19 protein-coding genes and 5 tRNA genes are annotated in these 22,267 nt (G+C 64.4%); 19 read left to right on the forward strand and 5 right to left on the reverse strand.

All coding sequences use genetic code 11. From position 1 onward, the window contains the following. Positions 1-92: 92 nt before the first annotated feature. Positions 93-860, reverse strand: a complete 768-nt coding sequence (locus ACJA3S_RS07270) for a hypothetical protein (protein WP_406821326.1) — start codon at positions 858-860, stop codon at positions 93-95. Between the two features lie 285 nt (positions 861-1,145). On the opposite strand from ACJA3S_RS07270, the gene ACJA3S_RS07275 reads away from it, so the two are divergent. The 5 genes from ACJA3S_RS07275 to ACJA3S_RS07295 all read left to right on the forward strand — a co-directional run bounded on the left by ACJA3S_RS07275 (position 1,146) and on the right by ACJA3S_RS07295 (position 1,710). Beyond that, a tRNA-Glu gene (locus ACJA3S_RS07275) sits at positions 1,146-1,221 on the forward strand. Positions 1,222-1,225: 4 nt separating this feature from the next. Further along, positions 1,226-1,301: transfer RNA gene (locus ACJA3S_RS07280), tRNA-Gly, on the forward strand. Positions 1,302-1,392: 91 nt separating this feature from the next. After that, positions 1,393-1,468: transfer RNA gene (locus ACJA3S_RS07285), tRNA-Glu, on the forward strand. Between the two features lie 3 nt (positions 1,469-1,471). Further along, positions 1,472-1,547 (forward strand) — tRNA-Gly (locus ACJA3S_RS07290). An 87-nt stretch (positions 1,548-1,634) separates the two neighbouring features. Continuing rightward, positions 1,635-1,710: transfer RNA gene (locus tag ACJA3S_RS07295), tRNA-Gly, on the forward strand. Positions 1,711-1,812: 102 nt separating this feature from the next. On the opposite strand, the gene ACJA3S_RS07300 is transcribed toward ACJA3S_RS07295, so the two are convergent. Together ACJA3S_RS07300 and ACJA3S_RS07305 are read right to left on the reverse strand one after the other, a co-directional pair. Beyond that, entirely contained in the window at positions 1,813-2,226 is a 414-nt protein-coding gene (locus ACJA3S_RS07300; RefSeq protein ID WP_170028894.1) for a PA2817 family protein, read from the reverse strand. A 90-nt stretch (positions 2,227-2,316) separates the two neighbouring features. Next, entirely contained in the window at positions 2,317-4,764 is a 2,448-nt protein-coding gene (locus ACJA3S_RS07305; protein WP_406821327.1) for an acyl-CoA dehydrogenase, read from the reverse strand. Between the two features lie 222 nt (positions 4,765-4,986). Between ACJA3S_RS07305 and ACJA3S_RS07310 the strand changes: the two genes are divergently transcribed. From ACJA3S_RS07310 to ACJA3S_RS07320, 3 genes are all read left to right on the forward strand, one after another. After that, a complete protein-coding gene (locus ACJA3S_RS07310) occupies positions 4,987-5,610 on the forward strand; it encodes a glutathione S-transferase (RefSeq protein ID WP_170028896.1) in 624 nt (207 codons plus the stop codon). 144 nt (positions 5,611-5,754) lie between these two features. Continuing rightward, on the forward strand, positions 5,755-6,687 hold the full coding sequence (locus ACJA3S_RS07315; protein WP_170028897.1) for an ABC transporter ATP-binding protein: 933 nt from the start codon (positions 5,755-5,757) through the stop codon (positions 6,685-6,687). Continuing rightward, positions 6,684-7,463, forward strand: coding sequence for an ABC transporter permease (locus tag ACJA3S_RS07320; protein ID WP_406821328.1), 780 nt, complete (start codon positions 6,684-6,686; stop codon positions 7,461-7,463). The genes ACJA3S_RS07315 and ACJA3S_RS07320 overlap by 4 nt, the downstream gene beginning before the upstream one ends. Here ACJA3S_RS07320 and ACJA3S_RS07325 read toward each other — a convergent pair. Then, on the reverse strand, positions 7,347-7,973 hold the full coding sequence (locus ACJA3S_RS07325; RefSeq protein ID WP_406821329.1) for a DUF2062 domain-containing protein: 627 nt from the start codon (positions 7,971-7,973) through the stop codon (positions 7,347-7,349). The two genes, ACJA3S_RS07320 and ACJA3S_RS07325, sit on opposite strands and share 117 nt — an antisense overlap. Positions 7,974-8,115: 142 nt before the next feature. Between ACJA3S_RS07325 and ACJA3S_RS07330 the strand changes: the two genes are divergently transcribed. The 9 genes from ACJA3S_RS07330 to ACJA3S_RS07370 all read left to right on the forward strand — a co-directional run bounded on the left by ACJA3S_RS07330 (position 8,116) and on the right by ACJA3S_RS07370 (position 16,493). Continuing rightward, positions 8,116-10,329, forward strand: a complete 2,214-nt coding sequence (locus ACJA3S_RS07330) for a DNA internalization-related competence protein ComEC/Rec2 (RefSeq protein WP_406821330.1) — start codon at positions 8,116-8,118, stop codon at positions 10,327-10,329. Between the two features lie 186 nt (positions 10,330-10,515). Continuing rightward, complete coding sequence (locus ACJA3S_RS07335) at positions 10,516-11,151, forward strand: MotA/TolQ/ExbB proton channel family protein (protein ID WP_170028901.1); 636 nt, start codon at positions 10,516-10,518, stop codon at positions 11,149-11,151. Next, positions 11,148-11,582, forward strand: coding sequence for a biopolymer transporter ExbD (locus tag ACJA3S_RS07340; protein ID WP_170028902.1), 435 nt, complete (start codon positions 11,148-11,150; stop codon positions 11,580-11,582). Before ACJA3S_RS07335 ends, ACJA3S_RS07340 begins: the two co-directional genes overlap by 4 nt. Continuing rightward, positions 11,582-12,583: a tetraacyldisaccharide 4'-kinase gene (gene lpxK / locus ACJA3S_RS07345; protein WP_406821331.1), complete on the forward strand. Its 1,002-nt coding sequence runs from the start codon at positions 11,582-11,584 to the stop codon at positions 12,581-12,583. The genes ACJA3S_RS07340 and lpxK overlap by 1 nt, the downstream gene beginning before the upstream one ends. Before the next feature lie 43 nt (positions 12,584-12,626). Then, entirely contained in the window at positions 12,627-12,812 is a 186-nt protein-coding gene (locus ACJA3S_RS07350) for a Trm112 family protein (protein ID WP_003247142.1), read from the forward strand. Next, complete coding sequence (gene kdsB / locus ACJA3S_RS07355; RefSeq protein WP_406821332.1) at positions 12,809-13,573, forward strand: 3-deoxy-manno-octulosonate cytidylyltransferase; 765 nt, start codon at positions 12,809-12,811, stop codon at positions 13,571-13,573. Before ACJA3S_RS07350 ends, kdsB begins: the two co-directional genes overlap by 4 nt. Continuing rightward, positions 13,573-14,037 (forward strand): low molecular weight protein-tyrosine-phosphatase, encoded by a 465-nt coding sequence (locus ACJA3S_RS07360; protein WP_186680300.1) that lies wholly within the window; start codon positions 13,573-13,575, stop codon positions 14,035-14,037. Before kdsB ends, ACJA3S_RS07360 begins: the two co-directional genes overlap by 1 nt. Further along, positions 14,034-15,053, forward strand: a complete 1,020-nt coding sequence (gene murB / locus ACJA3S_RS07365; protein WP_406821333.1) for a UDP-N-acetylmuramate dehydrogenase — start codon at positions 14,034-14,036, stop codon at positions 15,051-15,053. The genes ACJA3S_RS07360 and murB overlap by 4 nt, the downstream gene beginning before the upstream one ends. A 220-nt stretch (positions 15,054-15,273) precedes the next feature. After that, positions 15,274-16,493, forward strand: a protein-coding gene (locus ACJA3S_RS07370; RefSeq protein ID WP_264311055.1) for an IS3 family transposase whose coding sequence is annotated in 2 segments (ribosomal slippage) — positions 15,274-15,622 and positions 15,622-16,493 — 1,221 coding nt in all. Because the reading frame shifts where the segments join, the coding sequence is not laid out codon by codon here. A 59-nt stretch (positions 16,494-16,552) separates the two neighbouring features. Here the strand turns inward: ACJA3S_RS07370 and rne are convergent. Then, the gene (rne, locus tag ACJA3S_RS07375; protein ID WP_406821334.1) at positions 16,553-19,837 is read right to left on the reverse strand and encodes a ribonuclease E; all 3,285 of its coding nucleotides are present in this window, start codon (positions 19,835-19,837) and stop codon (positions 16,553-16,555) included. A gap of 795 nt (positions 19,838-20,632) precedes the next feature. On the opposite strand from rne, the gene rluC reads away from it, so the two are divergent. Next, a complete protein-coding gene (gene rluC / locus ACJA3S_RS07380; protein ID WP_406821335.1) occupies positions 20,633-21,589 on the forward strand; it encodes a 23S rRNA pseudouridine(955/2504/2580) synthase RluC in 957 nt (318 codons plus the stop codon). 3 nt (positions 21,590-21,592) lie between these two features. Continuing rightward, positions 21,593-22,267, forward strand: coding sequence for an HAD family hydrolase (locus tag ACJA3S_RS07385; RefSeq protein WP_406821336.1), 675 nt, complete (start codon positions 21,593-21,595; stop codon positions 22,265-22,267).

A 22,267-nucleotide genomic window follows, 5' to 3' on the forward strand; every position in this document is an offset into this window, starting at 1 on the left:
CAGCACGCCGCGATACCTGAACGCGAGGCGTGCTGTTATGGTTTGTTCCGTTACTGGCGTTGCTTCTCGCTTCGAGCGGCAACGCCTGCGGGTCAGTCGTAGATCACCCGCTTCTTCCAGGTCTCTTCGTCATCGGTCTTGAGCCCCTGGGTCAGTTCGTTCTGCTCGTTCTCTGCCGGCTCCATGTTTTCCAGCACCTGGGCATTGGCCCGGGCCAGCAGCTTCTCCAGGTAGGTCAGCTGCTCTTCATAGGCCTTCGGCTCCGGCTGCTTGCGCAGGTACTGCACGCCGCGCTCGAAGGCCAGGCGCGCCTGGCCCGGCTGGCCTTTCTGCAGGGCTTGCTGGCCCAGGTTGTTGAAGAACTCGATATGCAGCAGCACCAGCATATGGCGGATTTCCTTGACCCACTGCTTGGCCTCGGGGGTGGGCAGGAAGCCTTCCTGGGCGGCGCGGGTCACCTGGTTGTGCAGCGCCTCCAGCAAAAAGCGCACGTCCTTGGCCTTGGCCTCGGTCTGGATCGGGCTGGGCGGGTTGTTTACCGGGATCTTCCCGCCCAGGGCAATCAGGCCCTCCAGTTCGGCAATGCGCGCCTTGAGTTCGGCGTTGTGCTTGTCCAGCGCCAGCTGGCGCTGATTGAGGTTGAGCTCCAGACGGGTCAGCAGCAGCTTCAGCGCCGGGGTCATGAACTGGCCGGGGAAGGTCTCGGTGATTTCGCCACAGCGGCGCAGGCGGTCGGCCAGCTCGATCTTCAGCCGGGCGCGCTCGAGCTTGCTGTTCTCGACCACGTTGTTGAGGTAGCCGATCACGATCAGCAACGCGATACCCGCCACGATGAGCAGGGTGATCAGAAGTGGTGTCACCGTTAATGCCTCGTTGAAGATGAATCACACCTTTGAGTGTAGTAAGTTCGCCTGGGGACGAACAGCCACCCTGTACCTGTGCCGGCCCCTTTATTGGCAGGCCTTCCTTGTATCGGCAGCCACCTGAAGATCTGCACCCCGCGCCCGGAAGTCGTTGATTTAAATAAATTTCTACAAAGGGGTTGACGCCTCTACCAAGCATCCATAGAATGCGCGCCACTTGCAGCGTAAAGCACACAGCGAAACGCGGCAGGGAGTGAAAGCAGGCAGCGATGCCAGCAGCGTGTCCCCTTCGTCTAGTGGCCTAGGACACCGCCCTTTCACGGCGGTAACAGGGGTTCGAGTCCCCTAGGGGACGCCAAATTGCGGGAATAGCTCAGTTGGTAGAGCACGACCTTGCCAAGGTCGGGGTCGCGAGTTCGAGTCTCGTTTCCCGCTCCAGTTTATCCGGCAGCGCCTTGCGGCGAGGCAGGAAAAGAAAATCCAGAGTGAATCGTGAGGTTCATGTCTGGTGCACTGAAAAGTGTTGTGTGTCCCCTTCGTCTAGTGGCCTAGGACACCGCCCTTTCACGGCGGTAACAGGGGTTCGAGTCCCCTAGGGGACGCCAAATGCGGGAATAGCTCAGTTGGTAGAGCACGACCTTGCCAAGGTCGGGGTCGCGAGTTCGAGTCTCGTTTCCCGCTCCAGTTTAAATACTGTGGCGTTCGCACGGTGCAGTGGTGGTGAAGGTCGTAAAGGCGCTTCACGCCGATTAGCGGTAAAAGCTTCAAATTGCGGGAATAGCTCAGTTGGTAGAGCACGACCTTGCCAAGGTCGGGGTCGCGAGTTCGAGTCTCGTTTCCCGCTCCAATTCAGAAAACGCCATCTCTTATGAGGTGGCGTTTTTTTTTGCTCCCTGAAAAGGCCGGGTGAACAGGCTGCGCATGTTGCATCACAGCCTGTGCGTGGCCGTCAGTGCGTGCTGGCGGGGCCTTGCTGGGCGCCCAGCAGTTGCTTTTCCAGGTTCCAGTCGAACGGCTCGCCGGCCTGCTCGGCTTCGTAGCGGCGTTCTTCCAACTGCTGGTACAGCGCCAGCTCCTCGTCGGGCATGAAGTGCAGGCAGTCCCCGGCAAAGAACCACAACAGGTCGCGGGGGACCAGGTGGGCGATCTGCGGGTAGCGCTGGATCACCTGGCAGATCAGGTCCTGGCCCAGGTACTGGCTTTGCAGCGGGTCTTGCGGCAGCAGGGTCAGCAGTTCATCGAAGCGTTCGAGGAACAGGGCGTGGCTTTCCTCCGGTACCTGATCCGCTTCACCCAGGGCGACCAGGATGGTGCGCAGGTGGTTCAGCAGTTGCAGGTGGTATTCCAGGTGGGGGTTGGCCATGGTGGCGGTCCTCGGTGTGGTCGAAACGGGCGCGGAGTATACGCGGGATGGGGAAGGGGCCGCAAAGCAGCCCCTCCCCGGCAGAGCCGATCAGCGGACCTTGCCCGGTTGCGCCTGCAACTGGGCCTTGTCGAAGGCATCGACATCGATCACTGCGCGGCGTGCCTGTTCCGCCGCGTGCAGGCGTTGCCCTTCGCCTGGCTGCAGCACAGCGCTGTCGACCGCTGCGTCGATGGCCGACTGGCCGGGTGCGGGTTGCACACGGCCTTCCTTGATTGCCTGATGCAGCGCCTTGTACAGCGGGGCGGTCTCGTCCAGCAGGTCACTGGCGCGTTGCAACGCCGCCACCGGGTCGCCGTCGGCCTGTGGCCTGAAGCAGCCGGCAAGCAACTCCTCAAGTGCCGGATCGCCTTTGTGGCGGCCAATCAGCGCTGCAACCTCGGCATCCAGTTCGTCGCTCGGCCCGGTATGGCGGCGGCCGAAGGGGAACACCAGTACCCGTAGTGCACAGCCGACAAAGCGGTTGGGGAAGTTGTCGAGCAGGCGGTCCAGGGCCTTTTCCGCCTGGCCCAGGCTCTCTTCCATGGCCCAGCGCAGCAGCGGTTGCATGTGCTCCGGCGCGCCCAGGTCGTGGTAACGCTTGAGTGCGGCACTGGCCAGGTACAGGTAGCTCAGTACATCGCCCAGCCGTGCGCTCAGGCGCTCGCGGCGCTTGAGTGCGCCGCCCAGCAGCATCATCGACAAGTCTGCCAGCAGCGCAAACGCCGCGGCCTGGCGGTTCAAGGCGCGGAAGTAGCCTTGGCTCAAGGTGTCACCGGGCACGTTTTCCAGGCGCCCCAGCCCCAGGTTGAATACCAGTGTGCTGGCCGCGTTGCCGGCAGCGAACATGATGTGCTGCATCAGCAGGTCGTCGAATTCCTGCAATGCCTGGTCGCGGTCCTCACGCCCGGCCAGGGCCATTTCCCTGAGCACGAACGGATGGCAGCGGATGGCACCCTGGCCAAAGATCATCAGGTTGCGCGAGAGGATATTGGCCCCTTCTACCGTGATGAAAATCGGCGCGCCTTGCCAATTGCGGCCGAGGTAATTGTTGGGGCCCATAATGATGCCCTTGCCGCCGTGCACGTCCATGGCGTGCTGGATGCATTCGCGACCACGCTCGGTCAGGTGATACTTGAGGATCGCCGACAGCACCGAGGGCTTCTCGCCCAGGTCGACGGCCTTGGCGGTCAGCAGGCGGGCGCTGTCCATCAGCCAGGCGTTGCCAGCGATGCGCGCCAGCGATTCCTGAATGCCCTCGAAGGCCGCCAGCGGCACATTGAACTGTTCACGGATGTTGGCGTACTGGCCGGTGACCAGGCTGGTGTACTTGGCCGCGCCAGTGCCCACGGCGGGCAGGGAGATGGAGCGGCCGACCGACAGGCAATTCATCAGCATCATCCAGCCCTTGCCGAGCATGGCCTGGCCACCGATCAGGAAGCTCAGCGGCACGAACACGTCCTTGCCGCTGTTGGGGCCGTTCATGAACGCGGCGCCCAGTGGCAGGTGCCGCTTGCCAATGTCCACGCCGGGGGTGTCGGTCGGGATCAGCGCCAGGCTGATGCCGAGTTCTTCCTGTTCACCCAGCAGGTGGTCGGGGTCGTAGGCCTTGAACGCCAGGCCCAGCAGGGTAGCGACCGGGCCCAGGGTGATGTAGCGCTTTTCCCAGTTCAGGCGCAGGCCGAGGACTTCTTCACCTTGCCATTGGCCCTTGCACACCACGCCGCTGTCGGGCATGGCGCCAGCGTCGGAGCCGGCCAGCGGGCCGGTCAGGGCAAAGCAGGGAATTTCCTCGCCACGGGCCAGGCGCGGCAGGTAGTGGTTGCGCTGTTCATCGGTGCCGTAATGCAGCAGCAGTTCGGCCGGGCCGAGCGAGTTGGGCACCATCACCGTGGACGCCAGGTCGCCGCTGCGGGTCGCCAGTTTCATCGCCACTTGCGAGTGGGCGTAGGCCGAGAAGCCTTTGCCGCCATATTCCTTGGGAATGATCAGGGCGAAGAAGCCATGCTGCTTGATATGCGCCCAGGCTTCGGGGGGCAGGTCCATGTCCTGGCCGATCTGCCAGTCGCTGACCATGGCACACAATTGTTCCGTCGGGCCGTCGAGGAAGGCCTGTTCCTCTTCGCTCAGCTGTGGTGCCGGGTAGGCAAGCAGGGTGCGCCAGTCGGGGCGGCCGCTGAACAGCTCGCCGTCCCACCACACGGTGCCGGCGTCGATCGCTTCGCGCTCGGTCTGCGACATGGGCGGCAGGGTGCGCTGGAACCAGTTGAACACCGGGCCGGTGAACACCTTGCGGCGCCATTCTGGCAGCGCCACCAGGGCAATTTTCACGCCCAGCACGAGCCAGATCAGGGCCAGCAGCCAGCCGGGGGCACGGCTGAAAATGCTCATCAGCAGCACGTAGCCGGCCATGATGCCGAGAATCTGCAAGGGCGCCAGGCGCCGGTGCGTGAGGTACGCCGCGCCGACCACCAATACCACCAACCACAACAGCAACATAATCGGTCCTCCTTGGAACCAGGGGCTTGAGCCGTCCCGGATAGCTTAGACGCAACGCTGTGGACGACAGGGTCAGAACAGTGACAAGGGGGGAGCGCCAGGAGTTTCCGCATGGCGTTGCCTGTGCCGGCTCAATCACTGGCAAGCCGGCGATCGGGCCGGTACAGGCGACGAAACTCTGGAGTAGACTGTGCCACCTCCGCATTTCATAAGGACGTTGCCATGCTGAAGATCTGGGGCCGCAAGAATTCGAGCAATGTGCGCAAGGCGCTGTGGATCGCCCACGAGTTGGGCCTGGAGTTCGAGTCCATCGACGCCGGCGGCGCTTTCGGCGTGGTCAATGAGCCCCATTACCGGGCCCGCAACCCCAACGGCCTGGTGCCGATGCTCGAAGACGGTGACCTGACCCTGTGGGAATCCAATACCATCGTCCGCTACCTGTGCGCCGAGTATGGTGCGGAGCAGGGCTGGTATCTCCAGGACCCACGCCAGCGTGCCCTGGCCGACAAGTGGATGGACTGGACCACCTCGTCTTTCGCCGGCCCGTTCCGCCCGTTGTTCTGGGGCCTGCTACGCACCCCCGAAGACCAGCGTGACTGGGTGGCGATCAATGCCGCGCACAAGCAATGCGCCGCGTTGCTGGCCATCGCCGACGAAACCCTGGCCAGGCAGCCGTACCTGTCCGGCGAGCGCATCGGCATGGGCGACATCCCACTGGGCAGCTTCATCTATGCCTGGTTCGAAATGCCCATCGAGCGCCCGGCCATGCATCACCTGCAAGCCTGGTACGAGCGCCTCAAGGCACGCCCGGCCTACCAGGCGGCGGTGATGACAGCGCTGACCTGATCGAACACCACGCATGCTTCGATAGTCATTATCAATACATGTGACTGTACTTGTGCGGCCAGGCCAAGCACCATTGGCCGCACTCACTGCGCCAGTGACTTTGCCTGGCGTGTCCTGCACCTTTTTTCTGGTAAGTGACCCGCTATGAGTTCTGCCCTGTCGATCCGACAGTTGACCAAGACCTACGGCAACGGCTTCCAGGCCCTCAAGGGCATCGACCTGGATGTTGCCGAAGGCGACTTCTTCGCCTTGCTCGGCCCCAACGGCGCCGGCAAATCCACCACCATCGGCATCCTCTCGACCCTGGTCAACAAGACCAGCGGGACGGTCAACGTATTCGGCCATGACCTCGACCGCGAACCGGCTGCGCTCAAGCGCTGCCTGGGCGTGGTGCCGCAAGAGTTCAACTTCAACCAGTTCGAGAAGACCTTCGACATCGTCGTGACCCAGGCCGGCTACTACGGCATCCCGCCCAAGCTGGCCAAGGAGCGCGCCGAACAGTACCTGACCCAGCTCGGCCTGTGGGACAAGCGCGACGTGCAGTCGCGTTCGCTGTCCGGCGGCATGAAGCGCCGGCTGATGATCGCCCGTGCATTGATCCACGAACCGCGCCTGCTGATTCTCGACGAGCCCACTGCCGGCGTGGACATCGAACTGCGCCGCTCGATGTGGAGCTTCCTCACCGAGCTGAACCAGAAAGGCATCACCATCATCCTCACCACCCACTACCTGGAAGAGGCCGAGCAGTTGTGCCGCAACATCGGCATCATCGACCACGGCACCATCGTCGAGAACACCAGCATGCGCCAGCTGTTGGGCAAGCTGCATGTCGAAACCTTCGTCCTCGACCTCAAGCACGACCTGGCCACGGCGCCAGCGCTGCAGGGCTACCCCTGCCGCCTGCTGACCCCGCACACCCTGGAAGTGCAAGTGGACAAGGACATTGGCATCACCGCGTTGTTCGGCCAGCTGGCGCTGCAGAACATCGAGGTCCAGAGCCTGCGTAACAAGACCAACCGACTCGAGGAGCTGTTCGTGTCCCTGGTGGAAAAAAACCTGTCGAAGGTGGCGGTATGAGTGTCGAGCTGCGCACCAACTGGGTCGCCCTGAATACCATCGTCTACCGCGAAGTGCGGCGCTTCCTGCGCATCTGGCCGCAGACCCTGCTGCCGCCAGCGATCACCATGGTCCTGTACTTCGTCATCTTCGGTAACCTGATCGGTCGGCAGATCGGCGACATGGGTGGCTTCAGCTACATGGAGTACATCGTGCCGGGGCTGATCATGATGTCGGTGATCACCAACTCCTACGGCAACGTGGTGTCGAGCTTCTTCGGCAGCAAGTTCCAGCGCTCGATCGAAGAGCTGATGGTATCGCCGGTATCGCCGCACACCATCCTCATCGGCTATGTGCTGGGTGGGGTGCTGCGTGGCCTGGCGGTGGGGGTGATCGTCACCTTCCTGTCGCTGTTCTTCACCCACCTGCAGGTGCACCACCTGGGCGTGACCGTGGGCGTGGTGCTGCTGACCGCCACCATCTTCTCCTTGCTGGGCTTCGTCAACGCCGTGTTCGCGCGCAATTTCGACGACATCTCGATCATCCCGACCTTTGTCCTGACGCCGCTGACCTACCTGGGCGGGGTGTTCTATTCGATCAACCTGCTGCCGCCGTTCTGGCAGACCGTGTCGCTGGCCAACCCGGTGCTGCACATGGTCAACTCGTTCCGCTACGGCATCCTAGGGGTGTCGGATATCAGCATTGGCACGGCGATTACCTTCATGCTGGTCGCCACCGCAGTGCTCTACGTGCTGTGCGTTCGCCTGCTGGTCAGCGGCCGCGGCATGCGTGCCTGAACACCTGAGCTTGCGCCGGCGCCACTGCCGGCCAATCCACCAGCGCCAGTACAGCAGGGTAGTGAAGTAGGCGACGACACCCAGCACCACCCCGCACACCAGCGAACCCAGCAGGAACGGCTGCCATAGCGTGGCCAGCTGGTCGCTGATCCAGGCGAAGGTCAGCTCGTCGGGCAGGCTGCGCGGCGGAACCTGCATCAGCCAGGCGCCGGTCATGTAGGTGACGAAGAACACCGGTGGCATGGTCAGCGGGTTGGTCAGCCATACCAGGCTGACAGCGATCGGCAGGTTGCCGCGCACCGGAATCGCCAGTGCAGCCGCCAGCAGCATCTGCATGGGAATGGGAATGAGAGCCGCGAACAGGCCGACCCCCATGGCCCGAGCTACCGAGTGCCGGTTCAGGTGCCAGAGGTTCGGGTCGTGCAGCAGCTTGCCAAAAAAGCGTAAGGACTTGTGTTCGCGAATGCTGGTCGGATCCGGCATGTAGCGTTTGAAAAGTCGGCGCGGCATGTAGGCTCCCGGAGCGTTGATCCGGGCAGTATGCCCTGATTCCCGATCAGCCTCGTTTAGAGTTTGTGACAATTGTTGAGCAAGCGCTGCCGGCAATTGGGCTATGCCTCAGAAGGTGATTTTGCTTCTGGAGCTCTACCTCATGCGCACAGGGATGTTTGCGCTCGCGCTCGGGCTGTTGTGCCTGGGCTTTTTTCCCGCCTTGCCGTCGGTCGGATGGCGGGTGCTACTGGCTGTTGGCGCTGGTGTCTGCCTGTGCACCCGGCTGTGGCCGCTGGGTTGTTTCCTGCTGGGCCTGTGTTGGGCGCTTGGTTCGGCGCAGCTGGCCCTGGATGACCGCCTGGCGCCCGGGCTGGAAGGCCGTACCCTGTGGCTGGAGGGCCGGGTGGTCGGGCTGCCGACCCGCACCGCGCACGGGGTACGCTTCGAGCTGCAAGGGGCCCGTTCGCGGCGCGCCGACCTGCCGCAGCGCCTGCAGCTGAGCTGGTTCGACGGGCCACCGCTGCGCGCAGGTGAGCAGTGGCGGCTGGCGGTGACCCTGCAGCGCCCGGTCGGGTTGCTCAACCCGCATGGGCCGGACCTGGAGGCCCAGTTGCTGGCGCGGCGCATCGGTGCCACCGGTACGGTCAAGGCCGGGCAATTGCTGGCGCCGCTTGCCGGCGGCTGGCGTGACCGCCTGCGTCAGCGTCTGCTGGCGATCGACGCCCATGGCCGCGAGGCGGCGTTGGTCGCCCTGGTGCTTGGCGACGGCACGGGCCTGGCGCGGCACGACTGGCAGGCGCTGCAGGCTACCGGCACGGTGCACTTGCTGGTGATTTCCGGGCAGCACATCGGCCTGGTCGCTGGCTTGCTGTATGGCCTGGTCGCCGGGCTGGCGCGTTGGGGGCTGTGGCCGGCACGGCTGCCCTGGTTGCCCTCGGCGTGTGGCCTGGCCATGGCGGCGGCGCTGGCCTACGGCTGGCTGGCCGGCGCTGGCGTGCCGGTGCAGCGTGCCTGCCTGATGCTGGCCGTGGTGCTGCTTTGGCGCCTGCGTTTTCGCCATCTTGGCGCGACCTTGCCCTTGCTGCTGGCGTTGGTTGCCGTGCTGCTGGTTGAGCCGCTGGCGGCGCTGTTGCCCGGGTTCTGGCTGTCGTTTGCGGCGGTGGCCACGCTTGTCTACTGCTTCAGCGCGCGGCTGGGCGGCTGGCGGCCCTGGCAGGCCTGGACGCGGGCGCAATGGGTGATCGCCATCGGCTTGCTGCCGGTGCTGCTGGCCACCGGCTTGCCGGTGAGCCTGAGTGCGCCGCTGGCCAACCTGGTGGCGGTACCGTGGGTCAGCCTGGCGGTACTGCCGCTGGCGTTGCTGGGCACGCTGCTGTTGCCGCTGGGTGGGGTAGGCGAGGCACTGTTGTGGCTGGCGGGTGGCTTGCTCGACGGGTTGTTCCAGCTGCTGGCGCTGGTGGCACAGCAACGCCCGGCGTGGCAGCCGCCGGCGCTGCCGTGGTGGGCCTGGCTGCTGGTCTGCCTGGGTACGTGGCTATTGCTGCTGCCCCGTGGGGTGCCGCTGCGTGGCCTGGGTGGGGTCCTGCTGCTGGCGCTGTGGGTGCCGCGGGCGACGCTGCCGTTCGGGCACGTCGAGGTCTGGCAACTGGATGTCGGCCAGGGCCTGGCAGTGCTGTTGCGTACGCGGCATCACGACCTGCTGTACGACGCCGGGCCGGCCAGGGGCGAAACCGACCTGGGCGAACGGGTGGTGCTGCCGACCCTGCGCAAGCTGGGGGTGCGTAGCCTGGACCTGCTGCTGGTCAGCCACGCCCACGCCGACCATGCCGGCGGTGCTGCGGCCATAGCGCGTGGTTTGCCGGTACGGCGCGCCATCGGTGGTGAAGCGCTTCAAGATCTCCAGTTGCAGCCGTGTGCCAGTGGCGAGCAATGGGCATGGGATGGGGTGCATTTTTCGCTGTGGCGTTGGGCTGACGGGCAGAGCAGCAATGACCGGTCCTGCGTGTTGCTGGTCGAGGCGCAGGGCGAGCGTTTGCTGTTGGCAGGCGATATGGAGGCGGCTGCCGAGCAGGCTTGGTTGGCGGCCACCGACACGCCCCGTATCGATTGGTTGCAGGCGCCGCACCATGGTAGCCGGAGCTCTTCCACCGAGGCTTTCATCCGGGCCACGGCGCCGCGTGGGGTGCTGGTGTCGCGAGGGCGTAACAACAGCTTCGGGCACCCGCATGCGCAGGTGGTCGAACGTTATCGGCGGCATGGGGTGATGATGCATGACACGGCGGTGGAGGGGGCGTTGCGGTTGGTGTTGGGGCGTCAGGGGGCGGTTGAAAGTGTGCGCGGGCAGCGACGGTTTTGGCGGGATTCGGCACAGTAGGGTGCAGTGGCTTGCAGGTGCTTGCCTTTGGATTTTCAGCGCCTGTCATGGCGAGCACCTGTCCGCCCTGATGCCGAACCCAAGGCATCCCCCTCAGGCCCCAGCGCCAATTCCCTGACCTCCGGCAGATGAGCCCTCGGCGCGCCTATGGTAGAGTGGCGGCCTTTTTCCGAGGGGGCGTTTACTGTGTGGGAATTGGTCAAGTCCGGTGGTTGGATGATGCTGCCGATCATTCTGAGCTCCATCGCCGCCATGGCTATCGTCGTCGAGCGCCTGTGGACCCTGCGTGCCAGCCGCGTCACCCCGCCGCACCTGCTGGGCCAGGTCTGGATGTGGATCAAGGACAAGCAACTGACCAGTGACAAGCTCAAGGCCCTGCGCGCCGATTCTCCGTTGGGCGAAATCCTTGCTGCCGGGCTGGCCAACTCGCGCCATGGCCGCGAAATCATGAAGGAATGCATCGAGGAAGCCGCCTCGCGCGTCATCCACGAGCTGGAACGCTACATCAGCACCCTCGGTACCATTGCCGCCATGGCCCCTCTGTTGGGCCTGCTGGGCACTGTGTTGGGCATGATCGACATCTTCAGCGCCTTCATCGGCTCGCAGATGACCGCCAACGCGGCCGTACTGGCGGGCGGCATCTCCAAGGCCCTGGTCACCACCGCGGCCGGCCTGATGGTCGGTATCCCGGCGGTGTTCTTCCACCGCTTCCTGCTGCGCCGTATCGATGAGCTGGTGGTCGGCATGGAACAGGAAGCGATCAAGCTGGTGGAAGTACTCCAGGGCGACCGTGAAGTGGAAGTAGCCGGAGGCAAGGCGTGAAGTTCCGGCGCAATCGCCAGCGGGAGAACGTCGACATCAACCTGGCGTCGTTGATCGACGTGGTGTTCGTGCTGCTGCTGTTCTTCGTGGTCACCACCACCTTCACCCGCGAGACCCAGCTGCGCGTCGAGCTGCCCGAAGCCACCAGCGCCGAGCCGACGCCGGCCGACCAGGGCAAGCTGGTGGAAATCACCATCAGCGCCGAAGGCGTGTACTCGGTGAACAACCACCTGCTGCCCAAGAGCGACCTGGCCACCCTGAGCGAGGCGATCGAGCGTGAATCGGGCGGCGACAACAAGCTGCCACTGGCCATCAGCGCCGATGGCAGGACCCCGCACCAGGCTGTAGTCACCGCGATGGATGCCGCCGGCAAGCTCGGTTTCAGCCAGCTGCGCATGACCACGGTCGAGGCGGCCCAGGGGACGCCTTGATGGCCTTCGCCGACCGATTGCTCGCGGCCTGGTACGCCGGGCACCCGGCCCTGGCGCTATTGCGCCCGCTGGAGGCGCTGTACCGCTGCGTGGTCACCCGCAAGCGGGCGCGTTTCGTGCGTGGCGAAAGCACCAGCTACCGGGCCCCGGTGCCGGTCATCGTGGTCGGCAACATCACCGTGGGCGGTACCGGCAAGACGCCGATGATCCTCTGGCTGATCGAGCACTGCCGCCGGCAGGGGCTGAAGGTCGGGGTGGTCAGCCGTGGCTATGGCGCCAAACCGCCGCAGCTGCCATGGCGCGTGCAGGCCGACCAGCCTGCCGAGCAGGCCGGCGACGAACCGCTGCTGATCGTGCAGCGCAGCGGCGTGCCGCTGATGATCGACCCCGACCGCTCCCGCGCGGTACAGGCCTTGCTGGCCAGCGAACCCCTCGACCTGATCCTGTGCGACGACGGCATGCAGCACTACCGCCTGGCGCGTGACCTGGAACTGGTGCTGATCGATGCCGCCCGCGGCCTGGGCAATGGCCGCTGCCTGCCGGCGGGGCCGTTGCGTGAACCGGCCGAGCGCCTGCACGACGCGGATGCGGTGCTGTTCAACGGTAGCCGCGACGACCACGCCGATGGCTTCGGCTTCTGCCTGCAACCATCCGCCCTGGTCAACTTGCGCAGTGGCGAGCGCCGTGCGCTCGATCATTTCCCCGCTGGCCAACGCCTGCATGCGGTGGCCGGTATCGGCAATCCGCAACGTTTCTTCAATACCCTGCTGGGGCTAAACTGGCAGCCGGTGCCGCATCCCTTTGCCGACCATGCGCAGTTCAGCGCCGCAAGCCTGGCCTTCAGCCCACCGCTGCCACTGGTCATGACCGAGAAGGACGCGGTGAAATGCCGGGCCTTCGCCGCTGACGACTGGTGGTACCTGGCTGTCGACGCCCAGCCTACGGCGGCCTTCAGCGCCTGGTTCGACGACCAGTTGCAACGCTTGCTGCGCAAGCCCTGAGCCCGTTATCAATTTCCGGCCACCTGGCCTAAAGGAAGCTCCAATGGACACCAAACTGCTCGATATCCTGGCCTGCCCGATCACCAAGGGCCCGCTCAAGCTCAGTGCCGACAAGACCGAGCTGATCAGCAAGGGTGCCGGCCTGGCCTACCCGATCCGCGATGGCATCCCGGTGATGCTGGAAAGCGAGGCACGCACTCTGACCGACGACGAGCGTCTGGACAAATGAGCCTGAACTTCACCGTGGTGATTCCCGCCCGCCTGCGCTCCACGCGCCTGCCGGGCAAGCCGTTGCTGCCGATCGCCGGCAAGCCGATGGTCCAGCATGTGTGGGAACAGGCGCGCAAGAGCAGCGCCGGCCGTGTGGTCATCGCCACTGACGATGCCAGCATTGTCGAGGCCTGCCAGGCCTTTGGCGCCGAAGTGCTGCTGACCCGTGCCGACCACGAATCGGGCACCGACCGCCTGGCCGAAGTGGCCGCGCGCCTGGGCCTGCCGGCCGATGCCATCGTGGTCAACGTGCAGGGCGACGAGCCGCTGATCCCACCGGTAATCATCGATCAGGTGGCAGCCAACCTGGCCGCGCACCCGCAGGCTGGCATTGCCACCCTGGCCGAGCCGATCGATGAGCCGGAAACCGTGTTCAACCCCAATGCGGTCAAGGTGGTCAGTGACAAGCATGGCCTGGCCCTGACCTTCAGCCGCGCGCCGCTGCCCTGGGCGCGCGACGCGTTCGCCAGCGACCGTAGCCAGCTGCCGGCGGGCGTGCCTTACCGTCGCCACATCGGCATGTACGCCTACCGTGTCGGCTTCCTGCAGGACTTCGTCAGCTGGGGGCCGTGCTGGCTCGAGCAGACCGAATCGCTGGAACAGCTGCGGGCGTTGTGGCACGGCGTGCGCATTCACGTCGAAGATGCCATCGAGGCGCCTGCCGTGGGCGTGGATACCGCGCAAGACCTTGAGCGCGTACGGCGCTTGCTGGAGGCCTGATGCGCATTCTGTTCGTCTGCCTGGGCAATATCTGCCGCTCGCCCACGGCCGAAGGCGTGCTGCGCCATCAACTGCAGGCTGCCGGGCTAGCCGACAAGGTCCATGTGGCTTCCGCCGGCACCGGTGACTGGCATGTCGGCAAGGCGCCCGACAGCCGCACCTGCAAGGCGGCGCTCGCGCGTGGGTATGACCTGTCGCAGCAGCGCGCCCAGCAGGTCAAGGCGGCGCATTTTGCCGAATACGACCTGATCCTGGCCATGGACGAGAGCAACCTCAGCCATCTGCGCGCCTTGCGCCCGCATACGGCAGTGGGGGAGCTCGACCTGTTCCTGCGCCGCTATGGCGCAGCGCTGGATGAAGTGCCAGACCCGTACTACGGCGGTGCCGACGGCTTCGAGCAGGTGCTCGACCTGGTCGAGGCGGCGTGCCAGGCGCTGGTGCTGGAAATCAAGGGGCGGCTATGACAATGCAGTGGCAGGAGCAGGTATCGCTCAAGCCTTACAACACCTTTGGCATCGACGTGAAGGCGCGTTATTTCAGCCCGGCCCATGACGACCAGGAAGTGCGCCAGGCCTTGAGCCAGGCGCAGCAGCACGGCTTGCCGCTGCTGGTGATTGGCGGTGGCAGCAATTTGTTGCTGACCAGGGATATCGACGCCTGGGTATTGCACATGGCCAGCCGTGGCCGGCGTGTACTCAGTGACGACGGCGAACGCATCGTGGTCGAGGCCGAAGCCGGTGAGCCCTGGCACCCGTTCGTGCAATGGACGCTGGCGCAGGGCTATTGCGGGCTGGAAAACCTCAGCCTGATCCCTGGCACGGTTGGCGCCGCGCCGATGCAGAACGTCGGCGCCTATGGCGTGGAAATCAAGGATGTCTTCGTCGGCCTGACCGCCCTCGACCGCGAGACCGGTGCATTGCGTGACTTCGGCCTGGCGGAGTGTGCCTTTGGTTATCGCGACAGCCTGTTCAAGCGCAACCCTGGGCGCTGGTTGATCCTGCGGGTGCGCTTTGCCTTGAGCCGCACCTTGCACGCCCATCTGGACTACGGCCCGGTGCGTCAGCGCCTGGCCGAGCAGGGCGTGAGCGAGCCGACCGCGCAGGCGATCAGCGAGGCGATCTGCAGCATTCGCCGCGAGAAACTGCCAGACCCGGCACAGCTGGGCAATGCCGGGAGCTTCTTCAAGAACCCGGTGGTAGCGGCGGCGCAGGTCGAGCGTATTCGGGCCCAGTACCCTGGCGTGGTGGCTTATCCCCAGGCCGACGGGCAGGTCAAGCTGGCCGCCGGCTGGTTGATCGAGCAGGCCGGCTGGAAGGGCTATCGCGAGGGCGATGCCGGGGTGCATCGCCTGCAGTCGCTGGTGCTGGTCAACCATGGCCAGGCGAGCGGGGCGCAGATGCATGCGCTGGCGCGGCGGATCCAGGCCGATATCCTGGAGCGCTTTGGCGTCGAGCTGGAGATGGAGCCCAACCTCTACTGATAGGCCTGGCCCTGTCAGGCCCACTGATTACCCCTGTGTAGGAGCGGCCTTGCGTCGCGAAGGGCCGCAAGGCGGCCCCGGCAATTCATGCTGCGAAGCTGAGATGCAACAGTAGCCCAAGAAAAAGCCCCGCCAGTTCGCACTGGCGGGGCTTTTTCATTCAGCCTGTCCCGTCCTGAATAAGGTTTACACCTCCCATCCCGAATTTCCGGAGAGTCAGATGGAGCAAGGTGTAAAGCGCACACAGCGTGATTACTCACTGTCTTTTAAATTGGCGGTGGTTGATCAGATTGAAAAAGGCGAATTGACCTATAAGCAGGCCCAGGTGCGGTATGGCATCCAGGGTCGGTCGACGGTTCTGGTATGGTTGCGTAAGCACGGTCGGCAGGATTGGAGCCAGGGGGCCTCGATCCGCGACGAGAGGAGCTGCGCGATGTCTGACCCCAAAACGCTTACTCCAGAGCAGCGGATCAAAGAGCTTGAGCAGCAGCTTGAGCTGATGAGCCAGAAGGCCCAGTTCTTTGAAACGGTCGTTGATGTTCTGAAAAATGACTATGGTGTCTCGGTCGTAAAAAAGCGATCCGGCAAGTCCTCTCGCAAGGTCAAGTCGCAGGACTGAGCATTGCCAGGGCTTGTCAGTTTCTAGGCATCAGTCGACAGGCTTACTACAAGCGCAACCGAGCTGCTGATGGCAAAGAGCGCCAGGCAGATCGGGTGGTTGAGTTTGTTCAGCAAGTCCGGATGCGCCAGCCTCGTCTGGGTACACGCAAGCTGCACTATCTGCTGCATTGCCAGCCTGACAAACGATTCCAGGTCGGCCGAGATAGGCTGTTCCAGGTCTTGGGAGAGCGCCGTTTGCTGGTGCTGCCCAAGCGGGCATACCACAAGACAACACAGAGCTTTCATCGCTTCTACCGCCACCCCAACTTACTCAAGCCCGGCCCAAGCCAAGTCGTTCCGACAAGGCCGGAGCACGTCTGGGTTGCCGACATTACTTACCTGCCCGCACGTAACGGCCCGCTGTACCTGAGCCTGGTAACGGATGCGTACTCCAGGAAAATTGTTGGCCACCACGTTCATGAAAGCCTGCATGCCGAGTCAGTGGCGCAAGCTTTCAAGCAGGCACTACGAAAGCGACGTCGTCGCCAGCCATTAGTCCACCATTCGGATCGAGGCATCCAATATTGCTCGGCGCTATACCAGTCACTGCACCAACGGCACGATGTTCAGTGCTCCATGACTGATGGGTATGACTGCTACCAGAACGCGCTGGCCGAGCGAATCAACGGAATTCTCAAGATGGAACTGCTGTTGAGCAGCCCTGAAGATCTTGAGCAAGCGAGGCAGATGGTTGACGAGGCAGTGCAGATCTACAACACAGAACGGCCCCATATGGCCCTGAAAAACAAAACGCCCGATGCGGTGCATCGAGCGTTTTGAGGCCTGTCGGCCTACCTGAGCAGGTGTAAACCTATTTCAGGACTAGACAGCCTTGGCTATCAACCGTGATGAGGTTTTTGCTCATCGGTGGATTCCAGGGCGGGTTCCTCGGCTGCTGCTGCAGCTTCCTGTGCGGCTTTGGCAGCAGCCTCGGCCTCACGCTTGCGGCGGCGCACTTCACGCGGATCGTTCGGCGCACGGCCGTTGGCCAGCATGACAGTGGCAGGTTCGGCAGCTACAGGGGCTGCAACCGGGGCAGGCTCGACAACTACCGGCTCGACGACCACCGGGGCAGGCTCTGCTGCAACCACTTCTGGCTGGGCCTCGACAACCGGCGCAGGCTGCTCGGCAACCGCGGCGGTTTCGATTACGGCCGGGGCCTGTTCGATTTCACCGGCCTCGACAGCAGGCGCTTCGGTCGCAGCTTCGCTAGCCACGGCTGGCTCGGCGGCTGGTGCCGCTTCAACCACTGGCTGCGGTGCGACTTCGACCACAGGTTCGGCGCTTGCCTCGACTGCGGCCACAGGCTCGCTGAACGGTTGCTCGACCACTGGTGCCACGGCAACTTCTTCTGCCTTGGCGGCTGCTTCGGCCTGCTCTACAGGCTGGGCGGCTTCGCGGTCGCCGGTTTCTGCAGCGGTGACTTCAGCGGTAGCCTGCTCGGCCTGCTGGTTGGCCTGGGCTTCGGCTTCGGCGCTGATGCTGCTGCTGGCGACAGCCGCAGTCACGGCCAGGCCCGCAGCCAGGTCGGCACCCAGCTCGGTGGCCTGGTGCTGTTGCGGCTGCTCTTCGTTGCCTTCTTCGTCGCTGCCTTCGATCAGCTCGCCATTGGCGTTGCGCTGACGCTCACGACGGTTGCTGCGACGACGCTGGCCACGGGAGCGGCGACGTGGACGCTCGCCATCGGTGCCTTCCTGTTCGTCCTGCAGCAACTCTTCGTTCGGCAGTTGCTCTTCGGCCAGTTCGGCAGCCTGCACGGCCGCTTCTTCGGCTGCGCGTGGCTGGCGCTCTTCACGCGGTGGGCGCGGGGCACGTTCTTCACGCGGAGCACGCTCTTCGCGAGGGGCACGTTCTTCACGAGGAGCACGCTCTTCGCGCGGGGCGCGTTCTTCACGTGGAGCACGCTCTTCACGCGGGGCGCGTTCTTCACGAGGGGCACGTTCTTCGCGCGGGGCACGTTCTTCACGTGGCGCACGCTCCTCTCGCGGTGCACGCTCTTCACGGGCTACACGCTCTTCACGCGGCTGACGCTCCTCGCGCTCGGCAGGGGTGGCGTCCAGCGGCTCACGCAGTTCACGCACGCGCTCTTCGCCACGGTTGCCGCGGCGGTCTTCGCGTGGCTGGCGTGGGGCACGTTCTTCACGCGGTGCACGCTCTTCGCGTGGGGCGCGTTCTTCACGTGGCGCACGCTCTTCGCGCGGTGCACGCTCCTCGCGTGGCTGGCGCTCTTCACGTGGGGCACGCTCGGCACGCTCTTCGCGTGGCTTGCGTTCCTCGTCGCGGCGGCCGTTGCGGTTGCGGCTCTGCTGGCGGCCGTTGCGGCGTTCTTCGTTGCGCGGGCTGCGTTCGGCAGCCGGTTTTTCGGTGGCAGTGACGACCGGCGCGGCGGCAGGTTCTTCCTTGCCGGCGAACAGGCTGACCAGCGATTTCACCAGGCCCTTGAACAGGCTCGGCTCCGGGGCGCTCGGGGCGGCGGCTGCCGGCGCGGCTGGCTGCTGCTCTTCAACGGCGGCCGGAACCGGCGCATTGGCACGGGCCGGGGCGGTCTTCACCGCGGCTTCCTGGCGAACCAGGGTGCGGGTGGCCGTTGGCTGCGGTGCTTCTTCGGCTTCGGCGGCGGCGATTTCGTAGCTGGACTGGTTGCTCAGCACTTCCGGGTTGTCGTCGCGCAGGCGCTGGACTTCGAAGTGCGGGGTTTCCAGGTGGTCGTTCGGCAGGATGATGATCCGTGCACGGGTGCGCAGTTCGATCTTGGTGATCGAGTTGCGCTTCTCGTTGAGCAGGAACGCGGCTACCGGGATCGGCACCTGGGCGCGCACTTCGGCAGTGCGGTCTTTCAGGGCTTCTTCTTCGATCAGGCGCAGGATGGCCAGCGACAGCGACTCGACGTCGCGGATGATGCCGGTGCCGGAGCAGCGCGGGCAGACGATGCCGCTGCTTTCGCCCAGCGATGGACGCAGGCGCTGGCGGGACATTTCCAGCAGGCCGAAGCGCGAGATGCGGCCGACCTGGACGCGGGCGCGGTCGGCTTCCAGGCATTCGCGGACGCGTTCTTCCACGGCACGCTGGTTCTTCGCCGGGGTCATGTCGATGAAGTCGATGACGATCAGGCCGCCGATGTCACGCAGGCGCAGCTGGCGGGCGATTTCCTCGGCCGCTTCCAGGTTGGTCTGCAGGGCGGTTTCTTCGATGTCGCTGCCTTTGGTCGCCCGCGCCGAGTTGATGTCGATGGACACCAGGGCCTCGGTGGGGTCGATCACGATCGAGCCACCGGACGGCAGATCGACCACGCGCTGGAAGGCGGTCTCGATCTGGCTTTCGATCTGGAAACGGTTGAACAGCGGCACGCTGTCTTCGTACAGCTTGACCTTGCTGGCGTACTGCGGCATCACCTGGCGGATGAAGGTCAGGGCTTCTTCCTGGGCATCGATGCTGTCGATCAGCACTTCGCCGATGTCCTGGCGCAGGTAGTCGCGGATGGCGCGGATGATGACGTTGCTTTCCTGGTAGATCAGGAACGGTGCGGCGCGGTCCTGGGACGCTTCCTTGATGGCGGTCCACAGTTGCAGCAGGTAATCGAGGTCCCACTGCATTTCTTCGCTGCTGCGGCCAAGGCCGGCAGTGCGCACGATCAGGCCCATGTCGCCCGGCACGGTCAGGCCGTTCAGGGCTTCGCGCAGTTCGTTGCGTTCCTCGCCTTCGATGCGGCGGGAGATGCCACCGGCACGCGGGTTGTTCGGCATCAGGACCAGGTAGCGGCCGGCCAGGCTGATGAAGGTGGTGAGGGCGGCGCCTTTGTTGCCGCGCTCTTCCTTCTCGACCTGGACGATGACTTCCTGGCCTTCGCTCAGCACTTCCTTGATGTTGACCCGCCCTTCGGGGGCTTTCTTGAAGTATTCGCGGGAGATTTCTTTCAGCGGCAGGAAGCCGTGACGTTCGGAACCGAAGTCGACGAAGGCGGCTTCGAGGCTGGGTTCGATGCGGGTGATCTTGCCTTTGTAGATGTTGGCCTTTTTCTGCTCACGCGCGCCGGACTCGATGTCCAGGTCGTAGAGACGTTGGCCGTCCACCAGGGCTACACGCAACTCTTCGGGTTGAGTTGCGTTAATCAGCATTCTTTTCATGTTGTACCGTCGGTTTCCGGGCTGCCGGAAACGGCGTTCGGCACACACGACGTCTCATGGTCGGTGCCAAGGTGCGCAAAGGGTGGCCGGGCCACCCCCGTGTCGAGCAACGTTCGGCACCAGCCGGTTGCCCAGCCTGCCGTTGTCGCGACGACGCGTCCTGTTTGCTGCGGTGCCAACAAGGCCCCGGTGGCTTCGAATTGGAATCCGAATCAACCAAGCGGGCCTTGTGCACTCAGTCAGGAGGAGGAATCAACCGTCAGCCGTGGACGCCCGGGGGCATCTGTTCAGGACCTTATCCGCTCGCCAGCCGTCAGTGGGCTGGTGGCCGGACGCGGTGCTACACGGTCCGAGGGCTGTGCATCTCCACCCTGCACGTATCCCTGATAATTCGGGTGCTGCCGCGCGCTGAATCCGCAACGGGTTGCATTTTTCGCCAGCGCAGGTTCTGCGCTGGCGCCATTCATGTCCAAGGCAGGTATTTCCGAAGCATTCGCCGGGCGTTGCGTGGAAGCGACGGGCGGGCAGAGGTGCAGCGAAAAGAATCGGGTAAGCAGGTGAAACACCGCACTTGTCGTTTTTTTTCGGTCTTCTCTACACGGCGCTGGTGGCGATTCCAGGCAATTCGGTAAACTGGCGAAAACCCCGTAGGACGGCCTCGCGTCCTGGAGAATTGCGTTGGTCAGGGCCGGCTAGGAGCCTGGTGCCACTGGCCTGCCGCTTTTGGCGGCGTTCGCGACTATAGCAGCAATGATTAAGTGCTTCAATTCCATAAAAAATTGTTATGATCCCGTAATGACGACCAATACCCCCCCGACTTCCGGCGTTCAGCTGATCGAAGTCGCGCCGGAACTTGCCGGCCAACGCATCGACAATTTCCTTATCACGGCCCTCAAGGGCGTGCCCAAGACGCTGGTCTACCGCATCCTGCGCAAGGGTGAAGTGCGGGTCAACAAGGGCCGCGTCAAGCCGGAATACAAGCTCCAGGCTGGCGACATCGTGCGGGTACCGCCTGTCCGCCTGCCCGAGCGCGACGAGCCGGCACCGGTGGCCCAGGGCCTGCTGCAGCGCCTGGAAGCCGCCATCGTCTACGAAGACAAGGCGCTGATCGTGATGAACAAGCCGGCCGGCATCGCCGTGCATGGCGGCAGCGGCCTGAGCTTTGGCGTGATCGAGGCGCTGCGCCAGCTGCGCCCGGATGCCAAGGAACTGGAGCTGGTGCATCGCCTGGACCGCGACACCTCCGGTCTGCTGATGATTGCGAAGAAGCGCAGCATGCTGCGCCACCTGCATGCCGCGCTGCGTGGTGATGGGGTCGACAAACGCTACATGGCGCTGGTGCGTGGCCACTGGCCGACGTCGAAGAAGCAGGTCAGCGCGCCGTTGCTCAAGAGCAACCTGCGTTCCGGCGAGCGCATGGTCGAGGTCAACGATGAAGGCAAGGAGGCCTTGACCCTGTTCCGCGTGCTGCGCCGCTTTGGCGAGTTCGCCACCATTGTCGAGGCGCGCCCGGTCACCGGCCGCACCCACCAGATCCGCGTGCACACCCTGCATGCCGGGCATATGATCGCCGGCGACAGCAAGTACGGCGATGAAGACTTCAGCCGCGAAATTCGCGAGCTGGGTGGCAAGCGCCTGTTCCTGCATGCCTATGCGCTGACCGTGCCGCTGCCGGACGGCGGCGAGCTCAAGCTCGAGGCGCCGGTGGATGAGGTGTGGGCGAAAACCGTTGAGCGGCTGAGTGCATCCTGACCTATGAAAAAGGGCTATGAGCTACTGATCTTCGACTGGGATGGCACGTTGGCCGACTCCATCGGGCGCATCGTCGAGGCCATGAACGCCGCCGCCGAGCGTGCCGGCGAGGGGCAAAGCAGCGATGATGCGATCAAGGGCATCATCGGCCTGGCCCTGGGCGAGGCGATCCACACCCTGTACCCGCACCTGGCGCCTGCGCAAGTCGAAAGCTTCCGTCAGCACTATGCCGATATCTACATGGCCCTGGACCAGCAGCCCTCGCCGCTGTTCGATGGCGTGGTGGAGTCGCTGGATGCCTTCCGTGCCGAGGGTTACCGCCTGGCGGTGGCCACCGGCAAGGCACGCCGTGGGTTGGACCGGGTGCTCAAGGCCAATGGGCTGGAGCAGTTCTTCGACATCACCCGCGCCGCCGACGAGACCCGCGGCAAGCCGCACCCGCGCATGCTCGAGGAAATTCTCGGCCATTGCGGTGTCGAAGCGGGGCGTGCGCTGATGGTCGGCGATTCGGCGTTCGACCTGCAGATGGCCAGCAATGCCGGCATGCATTCGGCAGCCGTGGGCTATGGTGCCATGTCGCTGCAGGCGCTGGCCGAGTTCGGGCCGCAGGTATGCCTCGATCACTTTTCCCAGTTGCGCGAGTGGCTGGGAGGTTCCGCAATTCCTTTTCCAAGGTAG

Origin of the sequence: Pseudomonas sp. KnCO4, assembly GCF_045344305.1 — a bacterium.
Classification (GTDB): Bacteria; Pseudomonadota; Gammaproteobacteria; order Pseudomonadales; family Pseudomonadaceae; genus Aquipseudomonas; species Aquipseudomonas anuradhapurensis.

What these genes read in the sequence shown, in the direction of transcription:
- lpxK (WP_406821331.1), top strand. Translation starts at nt 11,582, where the DNA reads ATGGCCTTCGCCGACCGATTGCTCGCGGCCTGGTACGCCGGGCACCCG.
- ACJA3S_RS07330 (WP_406821330.1), top strand. Translation starts at nt 8,116, where the DNA reads ATGCGCACAGGGATGTTTGCGCTCGCGCTCGGGCTGTTGTGCCTGGGC.
- ACJA3S_RS07350 (WP_003247142.1), top strand. Translation starts at nt 12,627, where the DNA reads ATGGACACCAAACTGCTCGATATCCTGGCCTGCCCGATCACCAAGGGC.
- ACJA3S_RS07315 (WP_170028897.1), top strand. Translation starts at nt 5,755, where the DNA reads ATGAGTTCTGCCCTGTCGATCCGACAGTTGACCAAGACCTACGGCAAC.
- rne (WP_406821334.1), bottom strand. Translation starts at nt 19,837, where the DNA reads ATGAAAAGAATGCTGATTAACGCAACTCAACCCGAAGAGTTGCGTGTA.
- ACJA3S_RS07305 (WP_406821327.1), bottom strand. Translation starts at nt 4,764, where the DNA reads ATGTTGCTGTTGTGGTTGGTGGTATTGGTGGTCGGCGCGGCGTACCTC.
- kdsB (WP_406821332.1), top strand. Translation starts at nt 12,809, where the DNA reads ATGAGCCTGAACTTCACCGTGGTGATTCCCGCCCGCCTGCGCTCCACG.
- ACJA3S_RS07300 (WP_170028894.1), bottom strand. Translation starts at nt 2,226, where the DNA reads ATGGCCAACCCCCACCTGGAATACCACCTGCAACTGCTGAACCACCTG.
- murB (WP_406821333.1), top strand. Translation starts at nt 14,034, where the DNA reads ATGACAATGCAGTGGCAGGAGCAGGTATCGCTCAAGCCTTACAACACC.
- ACJA3S_RS07320 (WP_406821328.1), top strand. Translation starts at nt 6,684, where the DNA reads ATGAGTGTCGAGCTGCGCACCAACTGGGTCGCCCTGAATACCATCGTC.
- ACJA3S_RS07360 (WP_186680300.1), top strand. Translation starts at nt 13,573, where the DNA reads ATGCGCATTCTGTTCGTCTGCCTGGGCAATATCTGCCGCTCGCCCACG.
- ACJA3S_RS07325 (WP_406821329.1), bottom strand. Translation starts at nt 7,973, where the DNA reads ATGCCGCGCCGACTTTTCAAACGCTACATGCCGGATCCGACCAGCATT.
- ACJA3S_RS07385 (WP_406821336.1), top strand. Translation starts at nt 21,593, where the DNA reads ATGAAAAAGGGCTATGAGCTACTGATCTTCGACTGGGATGGCACGTTG.
- rluC (WP_406821335.1), top strand. Translation starts at nt 20,633, where the DNA reads ATGACGACCAATACCCCCCCGACTTCCGGCGTTCAGCTGATCGAAGTC.
- ACJA3S_RS07310 (WP_170028896.1), top strand. Translation starts at nt 4,987, where the DNA reads ATGCTGAAGATCTGGGGCCGCAAGAATTCGAGCAATGTGCGCAAGGCG.